Origin of the sequence: Frateuria soli (assembly GCF_021117385.1) — a bacterium.
GTDB lineage: Bacteria > Pseudomonadota > Gammaproteobacteria > Xanthomonadales > Rhodanobacteraceae > Frateuria_A > Frateuria_A soli.
The window spans coordinates 1803256-1820615 of the sequence record NZ_CP088252.1 but is presented as its reverse complement, the minus strand read 5'-3'; the positions used below and the strand labels follow the sequence as shown (position 1 = coordinate 1820615).

Annotated in this window: 16 protein-coding genes; 5 read left to right on the top strand and 11 right to left on the bottom strand. The window is 68.7% G+C overall.

The window, feature by feature from the left end; all coding sequences use genetic code 11:
* Positions 1–80 precede the first annotated feature (80 nt).
* On the bottom strand, positions 81–629 hold the full coding sequence (locus tag LQ771_RS08385) for a DUF805 domain-containing protein (protein ID WP_231348960.1): 549 nt from the start codon (positions 627–629) through the stop codon (positions 81–83).
* A gap of 287 nt (positions 630–916) precedes the next feature.
* Positions 917–1834, bottom strand: a complete 918-nt coding sequence (locus LQ771_RS08380; protein ID WP_231348959.1) for a LysR family transcriptional regulator — start codon at positions 1832–1834, stop codon at positions 917–919.
* A gap of 115 nt (positions 1835–1949) precedes the next feature.
* Here LQ771_RS08380 and LQ771_RS08375 point away from each other — a divergent pair, with 115 nt between their 5' ends.
* The gene (locus LQ771_RS08375) at positions 1950–3368 is read left to right on the top strand and encodes an aldehyde dehydrogenase family protein (protein WP_231348958.1); all 1419 of its coding nucleotides are present in this window, start codon (positions 1950–1952) and stop codon (positions 3366–3368) included.
* A gap of 20 nt (positions 3369–3388) precedes the next feature.
* On the opposite strand, the gene LQ771_RS08370 is transcribed toward LQ771_RS08375, so the two are convergent.
* From LQ771_RS08370 to LQ771_RS08350, 5 genes are all read right to left on the bottom strand, one after another.
* Positions 3389–3529 (bottom strand): hypothetical protein, encoded by a 141-nt coding sequence (locus LQ771_RS08370; protein ID WP_231348957.1) that lies wholly within the window; start codon positions 3527–3529, stop codon positions 3389–3391.
* A 335-nt stretch (positions 3530–3864) separates the two neighbouring features.
* On the bottom strand, positions 3865–5484 hold the full coding sequence (locus tag LQ771_RS08365; protein WP_231348956.1) for an ankyrin repeat domain-containing protein: 1620 nt from the start codon (positions 5482–5484) through the stop codon (positions 3865–3867).
* A 310-nt stretch (positions 5485–5794) separates the two neighbouring features.
* Positions 5795–6313, bottom strand: coding sequence for a hypothetical protein (locus tag LQ771_RS08360; RefSeq protein ID WP_231348955.1), 519 nt, complete (start codon positions 6311–6313; stop codon positions 5795–5797).
* A gap of 168 nt (positions 6314–6481) precedes the next feature.
* Positions 6482–8302, bottom strand: coding sequence for a peptide-N4-asparagine amidase (locus LQ771_RS08355; RefSeq protein WP_231348954.1), 1821 nt, complete (start codon positions 8300–8302; stop codon positions 6482–6484).
* Positions 8303–8427: 125 nt separating this feature from the next.
* Positions 8428–9363, bottom strand: coding sequence for an AraC family transcriptional regulator (locus LQ771_RS08350; RefSeq protein ID WP_231348953.1), 936 nt, complete (start codon positions 9361–9363; stop codon positions 8428–8430).
* 133 nt (positions 9364–9496) lie between these two features.
* Here LQ771_RS08350 and LQ771_RS08345 point away from each other — a divergent pair, with 133 nt between their 5' ends.
* Positions 9497–10033 (top strand): carboxymuconolactone decarboxylase family protein, encoded by a 537-nt coding sequence (locus LQ771_RS08345; RefSeq protein ID WP_231348952.1) that lies wholly within the window; start codon positions 9497–9499, stop codon positions 10031–10033.
* A gap of 216 nt (positions 10034–10249) precedes the next feature.
* On the opposite strand, the gene LQ771_RS08340 is transcribed toward LQ771_RS08345, so the two are convergent.
* The 3 genes from LQ771_RS08340 to LQ771_RS08330 form a co-directional block, all read right to left on the bottom strand.
* A complete protein-coding gene (locus LQ771_RS08340) occupies positions 10250–10504 on the bottom strand; it encodes a hypothetical protein (protein WP_231348951.1) in 255 nt (84 codons plus the stop codon).
* A gap of 63 nt (positions 10505–10567) precedes the next feature.
* Positions 10568–11788 (bottom strand): PQQ-dependent sugar dehydrogenase, encoded by a 1221-nt coding sequence (locus LQ771_RS08335; protein ID WP_231348950.1) that lies wholly within the window; start codon positions 11786–11788, stop codon positions 10568–10570.
* Between the two features lie 242 nt (positions 11789–12030).
* The gene (locus tag LQ771_RS08330) at positions 12031–13140 is read right to left on the bottom strand and encodes a GGDEF domain-containing protein (RefSeq protein WP_231348949.1); all 1110 of its coding nucleotides are present in this window, start codon (positions 13138–13140) and stop codon (positions 12031–12033) included.
* Positions 13141–13419: 279 nt separating this feature from the next.
* On the opposite strand from LQ771_RS08330, the gene LQ771_RS08325 reads away from it, so the two are divergent.
* From LQ771_RS08325 to LQ771_RS08315, 3 genes are all read left to right on the top strand, one after another.
* Positions 13420–13596, top strand: coding sequence for a hypothetical protein (locus tag LQ771_RS08325; RefSeq protein ID WP_231348948.1), 177 nt, complete (start codon positions 13420–13422; stop codon positions 13594–13596).
* Between the two features lie 487 nt (positions 13597–14083).
* Positions 14084–15286, top strand: a complete 1203-nt coding sequence (locus LQ771_RS08320; RefSeq protein ID WP_231348947.1) for a sensor histidine kinase — start codon at positions 14084–14086, stop codon at positions 15284–15286.
* Positions 15287–15504: 218 nt separating this feature from the next.
* Positions 15505–16473, top strand: coding sequence for a TerC family protein (locus tag LQ771_RS08315; protein ID WP_231351878.1), 969 nt, complete (start codon positions 15505–15507; stop codon positions 16471–16473).
* Positions 16474–16605: 132 nt separating this feature from the next.
* On the opposite strand, the gene LQ771_RS08310 is transcribed toward LQ771_RS08315, so the two are convergent.
* Positions 16606–17331 (bottom strand): GAF domain-containing protein, encoded by a 726-nt coding sequence (locus LQ771_RS08310; protein ID WP_231348946.1) that lies wholly within the window; start codon positions 17329–17331, stop codon positions 16606–16608.
* Positions 17332–17360: the final 29 nt, after the last annotated feature.

The window sequence follows — 17360 nt, the reverse complement described above, 5'->3', positions numbered from 1 at the left end:
GGACTCGGCCAGGCAAGCCATGTCAGTTGATCACGTCCCTTTTTTGCTTTTTGCGAGGGCTGCATCCTTTCCCGGACGCTTCAGCCGACCGCCACCTTCGACGGCTCCACGGTCTTGGACGGATAGGTGAGCAGGTAAAGCAGCACCAGGATCCCCGCTACCGGCGCCAGGCTGATCAACTGCCACCATGGGCTCAGACCCGCGTCGCGCAGGCGCCGGGTGCACGCCGCGATCCACGGCACCAGCACGACCAGGGATGCGATCTGGATCGGCAGCGGACCCATGGCATCGGACAACATCTGCGCAAGCGCCAGCAGCATGACCACGCCGAGTGCAAACCACCAGAACGCCGCGCGCGGGGTCGTGCCGGTGAAATCCAGGCCGCGCAGCACCCCGTCACGCATCGCCTCGAGGGCAGGCTGACCGGGTGCCGGCTGGCCCACGAGCAGACTCTCGGCCGGCACCTCGAAGACGGCGGCCAGTGCTCGCAGGGATTCGGTCGAGACCTTGGCGCCCGATTCGAGGCGTTGGATGGTTCGCAGGTTGAGGCCGCTCAATTCGGCTACCTGTTCCTGCGACCACTGGCGAGCGGTGCGCAGTTCCCGGAGTCGCGCGCTATCGATTTGCATGGATGTTCCCCGGCATCGGGTGTTCGGTATCCGGCATCATCCTGCCTCACCCGGGCGGTTCGTGACGACAGGAACCCGGCACGGGTACGACACGGGCCCGGCGGCGGGTTGAACGATGGGCTCAGTTTCGTTTTTCGGCCCCAGGAGAGGTGGCGCGTCCACTTTCCGGAGCCAGCAAATGAACCTGGCTCCCTGTATCCGCCAGCGGTGCTGAAACCGGGGTCGGCGTGCACTTCAAAGTCGAGCGAGTGGCCCTCTCGGGAGCCAACGGTTTGTGGTCCGACGCGTTAGCGCCTCGGCAATGCCTCGGTCGCGTTGACCCGCATTCGCGCCAGCTCGGCCAGCGCACGCAACCCCGCCGGTACGTGCCGGTGGCCTGGGTAGTAGAGGCGCAGCCCCGGGAAAGGTGGGCACCAGTCTTCCAGCACCCGAACCAGCTGGCCGCTGGCCAGCTCGCCTGCGATATGCCATTCGGACAGGAACGCCAGGCCGAGGCCGGCGCAGGTGGCGTCGCGGATCAGCCCGATATCGTCGAGCACCAGGCGACCGGGTACGTCCACGGACAGCGACTCGCCGTGGCGCTCCAGTTCCCAGCGGTACAGCCCGCCGTGCGACAGGCGCGTGCGGATGGCGACGTGCGCGGTCAGGTCGGCGGGTGATTGCGGCACGCCGTTTTCGGCCAGGTACGCGGGCGAGCCCACGATGACCTGCCGCAGGTCCGGGCTGAGCGGTACCGCGATCATGTCCTGCGGCACGCTCTCGGCCAGCCGGATGCCGGCGTCAAAGCCCCGCGCCACGATGTCGATCATCTCGGTCTGGCTGGTGATTTCCACGTTCATGCGCGGATAGCGGCGCAGGTAATCAACCACCAGCGTGGAGAGAATCATCTGCGCCGCGCCCAGCGAGGCATTGATCCGCAGCGTGCCCGCCGGCGTCAGCGGGTCGCCGTGGATCTGCTCGGCCGCGCCGCGGATCTCGGCCACGGCCGGTGCGATGCGTTCGACGTAGCGCTGGCCCGCCTCGGTGAGCGCCACGCTGCGGGTCGTCCGATGGAACAGGCGCGCCTGCAGCCGGGTCTCCAGCCCCGCCACGGCGCTGCTCACGGCCGAGGTGGACATGCCCAGCTCTCTCGCCGCGGCGCGGAAGCTGCCCCGGCGCGCCACCGCAAGGACGGCGTCCAGTTCGATGAGTCCCGAGCGGTGCATGGTCGATTGTCCCGGTTTTCCGAATGCCCCTTGCACGATACACCGGCTTATCGGGACGGTCCGTGGCAACCACACTGGTCGTCGATCCGGCACCCGACCCCACGAGGACACCCCCATGCAACGCATCGAGCACATCTACATCAACGGCGCTTTTGTCGAGCCGCACGGCAGCGAATGGTTCGACCTGCACAACCCGGCCACCGAAGAGGTCATCGGGCAGGTACGCCTGGGCGATGCGCGGGACGCCAGCGACGCCATTGCCGCCGCCAAGGCCGCCTTCCCCGCGTTTTCGCGCACGTCCCGGCAGGAACGCATCGCCATGCTGCGCCGCATGCAGGCAGCCATGGCCGCGCGCGAGAACGACCTGTTCGAGGCGATCGTGACCGAGTACGGCGCGCCGGTGTCGCGTGCACGGTGGATGGCCGCCTATGCCCACCAGGTGATCGGCGAGCTTGCCCAGGTGCTGGAGCAGTACGTGTTCCAACGCCCTGCGGGTGCCGCTCAGGTGACCATGCAGCCGCTCGGCGTCGCCGGCCTCATCACACCCTGGAACAGCAATGCCGGCTTCATCTGCGGCAAGCTCGCCACGGCGCTGGCGGCCGGCTGCACGGCGGTGATCAAGCCCAGCGAGATGAGCGCCTTGCAGACCCGCGTCGTGATGGAGGCCTTGCATGAGGCAGGCCTGCCGCCGGGCGTGTTCAACATCGTCAACGGCCGCGGCGAGGTCGTCGGCGCGCAGATCACCTCGCACCGCGATGTGGCAAAGATTTCGTTTACCGGTTCGTCGGTGGTGGGGCGCGCGATCCTGCGCGGCAGTGCCGAGACGTTCAAGCGCGTCACCCTGGAATTGGGCGGCAAGTCGCCGACCCTCGTACTGGACGACGCGGACTTCGACAGCGCCGTTCCGCTCGCGGTGCAGGCCGGCTTCATGAACAGCGGGCAGGCATGCATCGCCGGCACGCGCATCCTGGTGCCACGCGCGCGTCTGGCCGAGTTCGAGGCAGCCATCGCCAGGGAAGTGGCCGCGACCCCCGCGGGGGACCCGCGCGATCCGGCTACGGCGATCGGTCCGATGGTCAGCCGCAAGCAGTGGGAACGCGTGCAGGGCTACATCCGGCGCGGAAAGGAAGAGGGCGCGCGGCTGCTGGTCGGCGGCGAAGGTCGCCCGGACGGCGTGGACCGCGGCTGGCTGGTCCGCCCCACGGTCTTCACCGACGTCCGCAACGACATGACGATCGCCCGCGAGGAAATCTTCGGGCCGGTGCTGGCCATCCTTCCCTACGACACCGAGATGGAAGCCATCGCGATCGCCAACGACACGACCTACGGCCTGCATGGTTATGTACTCACCGGCGATCGCGAGCGTGGTGCCCGGGTCGCCGCGCAGATCGAAGCCGGCCGCGTGCTTGTCAACACGCTGGTGCACGAGCCGAAGGCGCCTTTCGGCGGCTTCAAGCAGTCGGGCATCGGTCGGGAGAATGGAAGCTACGGAGTGGATGCGTATCTGGAGCCCAAGGCAGTGCTGGTGAATTGAAGGGGGCGGAGAGTCGCCGTCTAGACCTCGGTCGCGGCTGCCGTCTCGCCGGCCTGGCGGCGGCACGCCGCGGGGCTGGTGCCGTGCACGCGCTTGAGGGCCTGCCCGAATGCCGCGCGCGCGCCGCAGGCTTCGCCAATCGACTCGATCGAGCGCGGCATCTCGCTGCAGCAGGCGCGCGGCCAGGTCCAGTCGCAGGGCGGTGACCACGCCCATCGGCGTGGTCGGCGACAGCCCGGCAAAGTGCCGCGCGAAGCTGGCGCGTGACATGCGGCCGAGCCCGGCCAGCCTCTCCAGCGTCCATGGCTCGGCCGGTGCGGCGATCACGGGGGCCAGCGCGGGTGCCACGCGCGCATCCATCAGCAGGGCGAGCAGGCCCTGTTGCAGGTCGCCCTGGCCCATCAGGGTGCGCACCACCAGGATGAACAGCGCGGCGGACAGGTGGGCGATCACCGTGTCGTCGCCGGGTGCGATCAAACAGAGGGGACGGAGGCAGTCAGGTCAAGCCACCTGCCTCCGCGCCCTCATCGCTTCCTTTCGTCGTCCCGTCGTCGTCAGCCCACCCCCGCCGCAACTCCTCGAAGTACGCCGCAACCTCCTCCGAAAACAGGTAGCTTTCCCCGGGCAACGGCGATCCGGCGTCGATCAGCGCTTGCGCGCACGCGAGCCAGTCGCCGTCGGGCGTGGTCTGCGCGAGGGAGGCGAAGCTGAGCGTGCCGTAGACGTTGTCGTCGTAGCCATGGCGTTCGTCGTGGCGTGCGCCGTGGGCGAGCAGGAAACGGGCGAGCGACGCGTTGCCATGGAATACCGCCCAGTTCAGCGCGCTGCCGTCGATGTCGCCGCCGCGTACCGCGATCGGCCAGCCGGCTTCCACCATCACGCGCACCGCTTCTTCATCGTTGGTGGCGGCCATTTCCGGCAGCAGCCGCAAGGCGCCTGGCGAAAGCTTGCCGATGAGGCCCGGGGCATCGGCAAGCATCGCCTGCACGCCGGTGCGGTCGCCGCGTGCACAGGCGCCCAGGAAGGCGTCGTCCGGACGGTCGTCGGGAACCGCGCCGGCCTGCACCAGTAGCCCGGCCACCTCGGTAAGGCCCAGGCAGCGGGCCAGGCGATAGGCGGAGACGCCGTGCCCGTTGCTGGCCGAAGGATCGGCGCCGGCATCGAGCAGCAGGCGGATGGTCGCCGCGGATCGGCGGCGCCGGATCGCGTGCAGCAGCGGGCAACCGTCGGGCCCGGGTTCGTTCGCGTCGCCGCCATGGGCCAGCAGCAGGCGCACGGTGTCCGGGCGCTCGAAGTCGAGGGCGCGAAAGAGCGCGTTGCACCCGGTGACCCGGGCACCGGCCTCGAGCAGCAGGCGGACGATCGTGCTGTCGGCAATCTCGGTGGCGTGGTAGAGCGATTCGTTGTCGTTGGGATCGGCGCCCGCCTGCAACAGCCGCCGGGTGAGCGCGACATCGTGGTTGCGACCGGCGGCACCGTACAGGACGCTGAGCGGATCGCCCGGCAGCTCCGGATCGGTCCATCGCCCGTTCGGGTCCGCGCCCGCCGCCAGCAGCAGCTCCACGCAGTCGCGGATGCCCGGCGCATGCTCGGGCAGGGCGATCATCGCGGAGAAGGTGGCGCAGGCCAGTGGCGGCATGCCGTTGCCGGCGCGAGCCGCGTTGGCCCAGGACGGATCGGCCGCGAGGGCGGACCGCAGCGTGGCGACGTCGCCGATGGCGCAGGCGAGCGCGGGCTCGCCGTCCAGCAGGTCCGGCTGTTCGCGCAGCAGGCGCCCGGCCAGCGCGGGCCGGGCGGTCTGGTAGCCGTGGCCGAAGACCCACCGGCTCCACTGGTGCCGTCGCGTGGCGGCATCGGCCGACGCGGCCTGAAGCGCGACATAGTCCTTCAGTTGCGACCACGATCCGAAGCCGTACTCGCGGGCGATGCATGACTGCGCGTCGTGCAGGCGCAGTTCCATCGCGGCAATGGCGGCGTGATCGAGCCGGGTGGCGGCGGGCAGGGCGAGGCGCACGCGTTCGAGCGCTTCGGGTGCACCGTGGCGGACGCCCTCGAGCAGCAGCTTGGCCTGCTTCTTCAGATGCCCCAGGTGCGGACGGGCGGGCAGGGTCTTCATGACAACCTCCATGCATCGAATGCCGAAGGTCCGCAATCCCGGCTGCACAAAGGTTGATGGTGGCAAGCGACCGACAAGTGGGTTGAACCCTTTCCGCGGACCCGGAGGCGGCTTGCGACGCCAGGCGCGAGGATAGATCAATGGAGGAAGCGGCGCGACTCGCCGCATCGACGGGGCGCGCGCAGAACGGGCAGCAGCCTTGTCGCAAAACCGGAAACGGCTTCTTGGAAGTAGCGGGACCAGAGCCCCTTATGGACGGCCTTGTTTTCGTCTTTCTCGGGTCGGCAAACGAACCTGACCTCTTTGTTGATCAGCAGGTTTTCGCCCGACGCGCCGTCCGCGGCTGGGCCAGGCTCGCACCGGCGGCCAGGCCCAGTGCCAGCGCGCCGTAGGTTATCGCCAGGGAGCGTTTGCCGAGCACGAGTTCCCAGCCTGGGGTGAGGCGTCTGGGCGTGATGCCGTAGTCGACAGCCGCGGCGGTTGCGGAGGTGAGGGCCGCGCCCAAGAGGAGCCCGCCGGCCGTGGATGGCCGGCGGCGGGCCCGCCAGAACTCGAAGGGCAGTGCCCAGAACACGGCTGATGCGTAGTGGGTCAGCAGGCCGGTCAATGTGTGCCGGGCATCGAGTCGGTCGCACTCGGCGGCCTGGTCGCCATGGAGCCAGTGGCTCGTCGCGTTGATGGGCTGCAGGGCCCCCTTGCCTTCGGCTCTGGCCAGAAGTGCCAGGGCTGCCGCGGAAGCGAGGCCCGCGGCGCCGCCGGTCGCCAGGGCCCTGATGACGGGCCGGCTGCCGTCCGCAGTTGCACGTGTTCGGATATTCACCAGGCTCACCTCCCGCTCGTTACCGCGACCCAGCCTGCGCGATTCGAGGTCGGGGGCATGTGAGCCATCGATGTGGCCCTTATCCGCGCTGAGGGACCCGCCCGGGGGTACTTGCGGCCGCTGCGTAAGGGGTCTTTCGCCCACGGGTGGGCTCCCGCAGGCCGGGTCCGGCGGCAGCTAATGCCACCACCCGAGACTGTTCGCCGAACCATCCGGATGCGCAAACCACCGCACGTAGTTACTGTTCCCCGGGCATCCGGTGCCGTGGGTGAACGATTGCACGCCGCCGTTGAGGGTGGTGATGTCGGCGCGGTAGCAACTGCCGAAGTTGTCGGTGTACTGGTGGCTGGCGACGCTGGACCAGTCGCTGTCCGGACGGTCAAGGGTGCGCGTACGGCTGCCGACGAAGTTCCGGCGAAGATGCGTGACGTAGTGGCCCAGACCAGCTTTGTAGGCATCGGTGTCCTGCAGCAGGTGCTGCCGGGCCGCCACGGTGCCGTCCTTGATGACGCTGCTCCAGTCCTCCTCGGGAGTCAGCGTGCCGGCCAGCCGGTAGCCTAGTTGAAGCGGATAGCTCAGGCTCACGTGGTCGCGGCTGACCAGCCTGCTGCCGATCCAGCGGCGAACGGTGCGCTCGGTGGTGCTGCTCATGTCGATGCCCTGCTCGTAGAGCTTGTCCACGCCCCCCGGCATGGTGATCTCGAGCGGGCCTTCCACATGGAAGGTTTGCGTGTTGGCAAAGCGGCTGGACTGGGTCAGGCGCGTCTCGACCCGTCCGCGCGAGGTGTTGACGAAGCCGCGGATCTCGAAGTCTCGGCCCTGATGCGTCACGATCTTTCCGCGCGTGGTCTCGTCCGTGCGCGAAAGTGTGCTGGTCCATCTGGGGAGGCCGGCGGCGCCGATCAGCGTATTGGTGGTGACCGCACCGGTCACGTGTGCACGCCCTCGGTCCAGATACAGCAGCAGCGCTCCTGGCGTGCTGACGTGGTGTGGGCCGGCCTCGTTGAGGATGGCTGCGAACGGCGTCAGGTCCACGCGGTAAGGCACGAAATCGAGCTGCTGCATCGACGGGGCCGGGGCGTTGATGCTGTTGCGCAGGAATTCGCTCACATCCGGGGAAATCCTCGGGAATACCGGGGCGATGCCCGCGGGCGTGCCGTCCACGGCGACCGCCATTTCGCGGAAGCTGGTCCCGCCGCAGCCCTGGATGGCCGGGGAGAAGCCTTCATGGGGCTTCTCGCCGGGCGCGTACATGTCGTACAGCGGGAAGCGCTCGGCCAGCCTGTCCGGTACGCAGGTGAACCACCAGGGTTGCTCGTTGTTCACGTCCAGGTAGGCCCGCACGATGTTGTGCGGCAGGTAGCGGGCGGTTTGCCCGTTGATCGGGACGACCGCATCGGGCACGCGCGGTGCCGGCGTCCGGGCGGTCGCCGGATAGAACGCCAGGGTGGCGGTGCCGGCGAAGGCGAGGTCGCGCGAGCTGTAGTCCCGGGCATCCTCGTTGGTGATCGTCCACATGCGCCCGTTGTGCGGCGAGCCGAACAGCGCGCTGTAGTCGGTGAGGTCGCGTTCGACGTGCCAGCGCCAGACGCCGCGGTAGCGGGGCTGACCGCCACGGAACAGCGTGATCCCGCCGAGGTTGAGGCCGAGCGTGTCGACGATGGCCCACCGCATGCTCGTGATGTCGACCTTGAGGATGACCTTCGACCACGGGCGTGGACACGCCGGTGGCGGCATGAAAGTGAAGCTCGCATCGATCGGCGGGCCTGCGCCCAGGTCCTGCTGGGGGAACAGCCGGTTGCGAATGAGCTGGACGATGCACGGTTGTCCCGCTGCGATCGGTACGTGCGGCTCGATGGTCTCCACCGGCGTGGGCGGAACCGGCAAGGGCGGAGCAGTCTCGGCCCGAGCGGTCACGCCCATGGCCAGCAGCGCGGGAAAGGCAAGCGCCGAGGCGAGGGCGCCACGGCCAGACGTGGGGGAGGAGGAAATCCGCATGACGGCTCTCCGCTGACAGGGGTCCAACGGGACGGTTCGCCTCTTCTAGCCCCTGATGCCGCGGGCGTGTTGATCCTGGTCAACGAGCAAAACCGGGTCAGCAGAATTCCGGTCGGAGTGAACTTTCAGGTCGGCTCCGTCGCGCTCGCCGTCTCGCCGGCCTGGCGGCGGAACGCCGCGGGGCTGGTGCCGTGCACGCGCTTGAAGGCCTGCCCGAATGCCGCGCGCGCGGTGTAGCCGCAGGCTTCGCCGATCGACTCGATCGAGCGCGGCGTCTCGCGCAGCAGGCGCGCGGCGAGGTCCATGCGCAGCGCGGTGACCACGTCCATCGGCGTGACCGGCGACAGCCCGGCAAAGTGCCGCGCGAAGCTGGCGCGCGACATGCGACTGACGCCGGCCAGCCGCTCCAGCGTCCATGGCTCGGCCGGTGCGGCGATCACGGCGGCCAGCGCGGGTGCCACGCGCGCATCCATCAGCAGGGCGAGCAGGCCCTGTTGCAGGTCGCCCTGGTCCATCAGGGTGCGCACCACCAGGATGAACAGCGCGGCGGACAGATGTGCGATTACTGCATCCCCACCGGGCGCGGCCTGCAGGCTCTCGTGGCGCATGCTTCGCATCAGCGCCTGCAGGCCGGCGTAGTCGTCGCGGTCCTGCGTGTGCAGGTGCACGACTTCGGGCAGTGCGCGCAACAGCAGCGCGTGGTGTTGGCCCAGCTCGAAGGTGCCGCAGAGCACGTCGAAATCGCTGTGCCGCGCATCGCTCGCCACCTCGACCAGGCGGCCCAGCGGTCGTCGCATCTCGGCAAACGCCAGGGTGGCGCCATCCGCGTGGCGCATGGTGTGCGCGGTGCCGCGTGGAAACAGCACCAGGTCGCCGGCCACGAACGGGCGCCGCTCGCGGCCCACTTCCAGCACGCCCACGCCAGCCAGCACCACGTGGTACGGCACCTGGCCGGGCGGCGCCTCCGGATGTGGCACCGACCATGCGCCCGCGAAGCGGCACAGCAGGTCCAGCCGTCCGCGCAGACCCATCGAGGCCACCAGCACACTCAGACTGTCCATCGGTCACCTCGAGACGAACGAAACCAAAGTCGAGACGCGCGGAACACGAGGGCAGCGGCGCGACGCGCAGCATTGTCTCCACCGGCCGATGCCCACGGCAACGCCGGCTCTTTCTTTCACAGGAGCAACCGCCATGACCCGTCTGCACACTCTCGCCCACGATCAGGCCGACCAGGAGACCACCGCGCTGTTCGACACCATCAAGCGCAGCATCGGCATGCTGCCGAATGTCTACGCCACGATCGGCAGCAATGCGCCGGCCGTGCTCGCCCACGTGCTCGGCACCGGCGCCACGCTGGCGAAGAGCTCGCTGTCGAAGCGCGAGCAGGAAGCGATCAACCTCGCTGTGAGCGAAGCGACGGGCTGTGACTACTGCGTGGCCGCGCACACCATGACCGGCAAGCTCGCCGGCTACACGGCGGAGCAGACGCGCGCACTGCGCGCCGGCGCGTTCGCGGAGGATGCGCGTATCGATGCGCTGGTGAAGTTCGCGCTGCACCTGGTGCAGCAGCGCGGCACGCTCGACGCCGCCGCGGTCGACGCGCTGAAGGCCGCCGGCTTCAGCGATCGCCAGCTGGTGGAGATCCCGCTGGTGGTCAGCGCGATCCTGTTGACCAACATGGTCAACCGCATCAACGACACCACGCTGGATTTCCCCAAGGCGGCGTGAGCTCCTCGCGAGATCGCGGCACGGGCGCCCCGCGGCGCCCGTGCCCGCGTCGATTGGAGACAGGGGCAGGGTTCACCGCAAGGTCGAACCCGATCCCGGCTTTGCCTGGCTGGAAGAAGTTGCGCGTCGGTGGCGTGCCCGAAGCAGCCGCCGATGGAAGAGGGCGATGCATTGGGGTTCGTCCGCGCCGAGGGCGGACATCGTCCGCCAGCGCAGCTAGTAGTCGAAGCCGGTGTAGTCCTCCGGGAAGATCGGCGTGCCGTCCTCCTCCAGTCCCGTCATGTCGGCCAGTGCCTTGGCGGCGGCGGCCTCGGCGGTGTCCCTGTCGCGGAAGCTGCGGTTCTCGCAGATGGTGTAGTACACCGGGAAGCCGTGGCGGCGCGGCGTGACGGCGAGCCATGCGGAGTAGCGCGAGCCCTCCAGGGTGGCCCCGGAGCGGGCAAGGTAGTTGTCGAACTCGCGCTCGGCCATCGTCGTCGGTTCCGCTCTGAAAGGGGGCAGGTTCGGGTCCGAGAGCCTACCCGAGTTGCCGGCCTATTTCGGCATGAGGTGGTACAGGCCACCCGGCGCGGCGTCTTCCAGCATCCAGAGCGAGCCGTCCGGTGCTTCTTCGATATCGCGGACGCGTTTGCCGATGTTCCAGCGTTGGACCGCTTTCGCGCCGCCCTTGCCGTCGAAGGTGACGCGCACGATCGCTTCGCTGGCAAGGCCGCTGATCAGGGCGCTTCCCTTCCATTGCGGGAAAGCGTTGCCCTTGTAGAACATGAGGTTGCCCGGCGCGATCACCGGCACCCAGTAGATCACCGGCTTGACGAGGTCAGGGCGCGTGTCGGGACTGGGAATGGGCACGCCGTTGTAGTTCACGCCATAGGAGACCAGTGGCCAGCCGTAGTTCTTGCCAGGCTGGATGAGATTGAGTTCGTCGCCGCCGCGCGGGCCATGCTCGAGCTCCCACAGCCGGCCGTCGGGCGCGAAGGCGAGTCCATACGGTGTGCGGAAGCCGGTGGCCCAGGTTTCGGCCGGCGTCAGGTTGGGCCCGGGGAACGTATAGGTGCTGACCACCGGCGCGGTCTTGGCCTTCTCGGTATCTTCCGCCGGGTCGATCAGCGGAATGGTGCGGGCGCCGGTCTTGCCTGCCCACGGGTTGCCCGGTGCGGGTTTGCCGTCCAGCGTCAGCCGCAGGATCTTGCCTTCCGGCTGGTCGGGATCCTGTGCGGGCGTGAAGCGCTGGCGATCGCCCACCGTGAGGAAGAGATACTTGCCATCCGGCGAGAACGCGATCTGGGCGCCGGCCTGGCCGCCCTTGCCGGCAGGCATCTGGCGCCACAGCACCTTGAAACCGTCCAGTCGCGGCTGATCGCCATCCAGCACCAGCCGCCCGCGGCCCAGCGCCAGGCCACCGCCATAGTCGCCCGGGGCGACGTAGGTGAGATAGACGTTGTGGTCGGTGGCGTAATGGGGCGAGAGGAAGACGCCCAGCATGCCGTTCTGGCCTTCGACGTAGCTCGGTGGAACACCCGCGATTCGGGTCTTCGCGCCTTGCGGAGTGACCAGGTCGACGCGTCCGACCTTTTCGGTCACCAGCATCCGCCCATCGGGCAGGAAGGCGATGCGCCAGGGCAGGTCGAAGCTCGCCACTTTGGTCAGGGTGAAGGGGAGGCCGGGATCGGCTTCCTGTTCTCCCGCGTTGGTCTGCGCATGGGCGGCGCTTGCCAGAAGCGCTGCAAGAGAGACCCCGATGGCCAGCTTGATCATCTGCACGTTTCCCCGGGCTTCGAAAGATCCGGAGATCTTAGTGCTCTGGAGCCATCCCGGGCGTGATGGTTGCCTTGCGGGTGAGGACAACCTGCCCGGAGTGGACTGTGCAGCGGCCAATTGAGGCAGGACCTTCCAGTCCGTGGCCGCCGGCGCTGGCTTCGGCAAATCCAGCGCCGTACAGACCCGCTTGCGGGGCCCGTCGCGGAGAAGAAGGCATTCGAGGCCTCAGGCCGGCTGGATCAGCTGGCCTCGACGCAGCGATTCCGGCCGCAGCGCTTGGCCTGATACAAGGCCAGGTCCGCGCGTGACAGCAAGTTGTCGTCGCTCTCTTCGGGATGGTGTTGCGCGACGCCAGCGGAAAAGGTGACGGGCCGTGACGGGTGGCAGCCGTTGCGGATCGCGTGGCGGGTGCGATCGAGTACGCGGCGGGCCGCATCGAGGTCGCCCGGCATTACCAGGACAAACTCCTCGCCTCCCCAGCGCCCCAGCACGTCGGAACTGCGCAGTGTTTCGGACGTGCGCCGCGCGAACGCTCTCAACACCTCGTCCCCGGCAGCGTGCCCCAGGTCATCGTTGACGGCCTTGAAGTGATCGATGTCGAGAATGGCAACGCAGAACGGGGTCTCGTACCGGGCCGACAGGGCGACATGGTGTTCAAGCAGGCCACGCATGGATCGGCGGTTGGCGATGCCGGTGAGCTCGTCGCTGACGGCCAGTCGCTCCACCTCGGCCAGCGCACGCGACAGGGCCTCGCGCTGGTCCCGCAGCTTCTGCCGCAGGTTGGAAAGGCGCGCGGCGATCACCGCCAGCGCCGGCAACACGACGATCAGCATCAGTACGTTGTTGATGTCCACGCGCAGCGGCGGTACCTCGCCCTGTGCCGGGACCCAGTGGGGGTAGAGCGTGCGCACCGCCACCGCCGCGACCAGGCTGGATACCGCCAGCAAGGTCACCCAGGCGATCTGGCGCCAGCGCAGCGTGAACGCGCCGAAGGCGAAGATCACCATGATCGGAAACAGCGCCGAGGTGCGCATCGGGCCGCAGATCAGGTAACCCCAGTTCACGGCGATCACCCCCATCGAAAGCTGCCACACCGTGACCGAGGGGTCGCGGAAGCGCTCGGTCCAGCCGCTGCGCAGGGCGACGTAGCCCACGACCAGCACGGCGAAGACGAAGCCGAGCCAGAGCAGGAGCGCGGACGTGTTCATCCAGCCCTGGCCCACGCCGGTGATCAGCAACGAGGCGGCCCCGACATAGACGGCGCTGGCGATCAGCCACTGCACGAGCCGCAACCGGCGTCGCGGGTCCCGGCCGCCCAGCACATCGAGCACTCTGCAAGTCGCGCTCATGAGGTCATGGCGCCTCCTGGACGCACCGCCCTTGAATCTCTCCGCTGGACTATCGGCCGAGGCACGCAAATCTGGAGGCCCGCGGGTCGCCTGGCTGCAGGCGCCCGGTCGCCGTCATGTGGTCTGTGCGGTTCCTGTTCCCCCCTTTCACCAGGCATGCGACACGCTGGGGGACCCAGCCTGCCGCGCCTCCCCGCCGGTGCCGAGCGCCAGGCCGCCAGCGCGGGGCGCGGGGCTTTTTCCGCGGCCATGCACGGCCGCCCTGATGGAGACACCACCATGTCCGACAACGAAACCCGCTGCGGCCACGCCGGCTGCGATTGCACCGTCCGCAACGGTGAGCAGTACTGCAGCGACTACTGCCGCGAGGCGGCCAGCACCGATCGGTCCGAAGGCCCGTTCTGCGAGTGCGGGCATGCCTCGTGCGCGAGCAACCCGGCCGGTGGCGGCGGCTGACATCCCGCTGCGGGACGCAGGACCGGCCGCGTTGGCGGGCGACGCCATGATCAAAGCCCGGCGGACCGCCTGAAGTTGCCCGCCAGGCGCCGTCGCGCTCCGGCGCATACGTCGTACTCGCGCGCAGGATGGTGACCGCGTCGGGGACGCGCGCGTGTTGTCGTCCCGATCGGTCGCTGTGACGCGGCAAAAGGTTTTGGAAGTATCCGGGGTGAACCTCAAGCGAGCCGGCGTGCGGCTCGTGGCAGCCTGCCTGGCGGTGGAATCCTGCGCGGGCCGGAGGGCGCCGCCGCCCGGGCAGTGGCAAGCGCGTGTCCTTGTGGTCCGCGCACCAAGCGCCCATGATGGCTGAATTGCGCGGTCCCATTGAACTACCGTCATGCCGGCGCTCCCTCGGGGTAACGCCTGCACGGCGCGGGAAGCCCGAGTGGCTTCCCGGTTCACCTGTCGTGCCCACCGTTCTGCCGCGTCCAACAAGGAAAAAGGCATGTACCCGTCGCCTGCCGAACAAGCTGGCAACGCCGAGGTGTTCATTACCTCTGCGTTGCATGCGCGGGTTCCCCGCAAGGTCGACTACCGGCACGAGAAGGCCGCGCTCCAGGATCTGGCCGCGCGCATGGCCGGCTGCCCCGAGGAGCTTCTCCCCCGCCTGGTCGATCTCGCCCTGGAAACGACGGGAGCGGTCACCGGTGGCCTGAGCCTCTACGACGAGGCGTCCTCGCCGGGCGGATTCCGCTGGCATTGCCTGCGCGGCTTGCTCGAGCCGTTCGAGGGCGGGTTCGCGCCGCGCGACTACAGCCCCTGCGGCATCACGCTCGACCAGCGTGCTCCGGTGCTCGTGCAGAACCCCGAGAGGATCTACGACTGGCTGGTCGAAGTGGGGATGTCGCTGCCGGAGGTGCTGCTCGTGCCGCTGTACGTCGGCAGCGAGTTGCCACTGGGCACCCTCTGGGTGGTCGCGGAGAGCAACGGGCACTTCGACCGGGAACATGCCCGCGTGCTCACCGAATTCGCATCGTTCGTGGACATCGCGCTGCGCATGGTGCGCAGCGAACAGCACCTCCGCCAGGCCCTCGACGAGCAGGAACTGCTCACCCGGGAGATGAACCACCGGATCCAGAACCTGTTCGCGATGACGCACAGCCTGGTCCGGATGAGCGCACGCCATGCGGGCAGCGCCAGCGAGCTGGCCGACACGCTGCTGGGGCGGCTGGGTGCGCTGCAACGCGCCCATGGGCGGGTGCGCAGCGGTTTTGCATCGTCCCAGGTGGCCCCGGGCGGGTCGGACCTGGCGGACCTGATCCGCGACATCATGGAGCCGCACGAAGGCCAGCCCGGGCCCACGCGCTGCAGCCTCACCGGCGCGCCGCTGCTGTGCGGCCCGCGCAGCGCGACGGCGCTCGCGCTCATCTTCCACGAGCTGGCGACCAACGCCGCCAAGTACGGCGCGCTCTCCACGGAGATGGGCCGGGTCGCCATCGACTGGCGCGAAGAGGGCGGCAGCCTGCACCTGCGCTGGACGGAGGAAGGCGGGCCACGGGTCGAATGCAGTCCCGGGCGGTCCGGCTTCGGCGCCACCCTGGTGTCCAACTCCGTGACCCGGCAGCTGGGCGGTACGCTCCGGCAGGACTGGCGACCGGACGGCCTGGTGCTGCAGATGGAATTGCCGATCGCGGCACTGTCCCAGTGAACTGCGGGCATCGCGCGAAAGCCGCCGTCGCCCGGCGGCTCGCGGCCCACGGCTGAGTGCCGTATTCCGGGCGGAGCTCCCGTAGCCCGGCGCCTCGCGCATGCCCCATCCGCCCGTTTGCTTGACGCTACAGGCCACCTCGGCTTCACTGCGCTGGCGCAATAAGCGACCCGACGCTTCGGGTTGGCCGGTGACGTGCTGGAGGCTTGGCCATGGCGATCGAATCGGCCGGTACGCCGTTGCTCTACGTGTCGTTCACGCTGGTGGTCGCCGCGCTGCTGGCGGTGGATTTCCTCGTGCTGAAGGCCGAGGGCGCGCACCGGGTGAGCGTGAAGGAGGCGGCCGTCTGGACGCTGGTGTGGGTGCTGGTCTCGCTCGCCTTCTGTGGCTGGTTCTGGTGGTACCTCGACGGACGGTTCCCGCGGGAGCTGGCGAACAGGAAGGCGCTGGAATACCTCAGCGGCTACCTGATCGAGAAGGCGCTGGCGACCGACAACGTCTTCATGTGGATCACCTTTTTCCAGTTCTTCGCGGTGCCCGCTGCCTACCAGAAGCGCGTGCTGATGTACGGGGTGCTGGGCGCCATCGTGATGCGCGCGGTGCTGATCTTCGTCGGGGCGGTGCTGCTGGCGCGGTTCCACTGGGTGCTGTACGTCTTCGGGTTCATCCTGTTGCTGACCGGCGGCAAGATGCTGGTGTTTGCCGGCAAGGAGGTCGCGCTGGACGCCAACCCGGTGCTGCGCTGGCTGCGCCGTCACCTGCGCATGACCGACGAGCACCACGGCGAGAAATTCTTCGTGGTGAAACAGGGGCTGCGCTACGCCACGCCGCTGTTCGTGGTGCTGGTACTGGTGGAAGTGACCGACCTGATCTTCGCGGTCGATTCGATTCCGGCGATCTTCGCGGTCACCGATGATCCGTTCATCGTGTTCACGTCGAACATCTTCGCGATCCTCGGGCTGCGGGCGATGTACTTCCTGCTGGCCGACATGGCCGCGCGTTTCCACCTGCTCAAGTATGGCCTTGCGGTGATCCTGATCTTCATCGGCGTGAAGATGCTGCTGCTGGACCTGTACAAGATCCCCGTCGGCATTGCGCTGGGCGTGGTCGGCTTGATCCTGGTCGCGTCGGTGGTGGCGAGCCTGCTCACGTCCCGCCCGGGCCGAGAGGGGCACGTAGGCCATTGAGCCGGACCGGTTATCCGTTTCCTCGGGGTTGGAACGGACCTGGTCCACTTGTCCCGGAAGCCTTGCGCTTCCCAACGGCAAGACCCGCCACCAACTGTCAGGTGTGCCCCTCCGTCCGGCTGTCTTTCGTCGCTATTGTTGCAGCCGGTCCGAAGCGAGCTGCGCCAGTTCAAGGATCGCCCGCACCTGCGTGGCCGACAGGCTGCGTGGCCGGGTATCGATCGCGCAAAGCGCACCGAGGGCGAAGCCGGACGCGTCGCGCAACGGGGCGCCGGCATAGAAGCGGATGTGCGGTGAACCGGTCACCAGCGGATTGTCGGCAAAGCGCGGATCGTTAATGGCGTCCTCGACCAGGAACACTTCTCCCTGCAGCACGGTGTAGCTGCAGAACGCCCAGCTGCGCGGTGTCTCGGCCACGTCCAGCCCCACGCGCGCCTTGAACCACTGACGCCGGCTGCTGAGGACGGTGAGCAGGGCGACCGGGGTGTCGGTCACCGCGGAGGCCAGCCAGGCGATGCGGTCCAGTGCCGGATCGGCCGGGGTATCGAGCAGGCCCGAACGACGCACGGCTGCCAACCGTGCGGGTTCCTCGGCGGTGACCGGATAGGCCGGGCGCGGTTCGGGCACGAACTCGGCCGGATCGGCGGCCCGCCCGGGCGTGCTGCCGGGCAGGGACAGCATGCCTGCCACGGCGCTCCAGCGGACGCGCCGGTGGCCGCCGGGCGTCTTCCACCCGGCCAGTTCCCCGCTTTCGACCCATTTCTGCACGGTGCCGACCGACACACCCAGCAGCCGCGCGGCCTCTCGTGTGGTCAGGGCGGGATCGTCGGGCGTGTCATGGAGGCTGGAATCAGTCACAGGGCGGCCATCTGGGGCATCGCCACAGC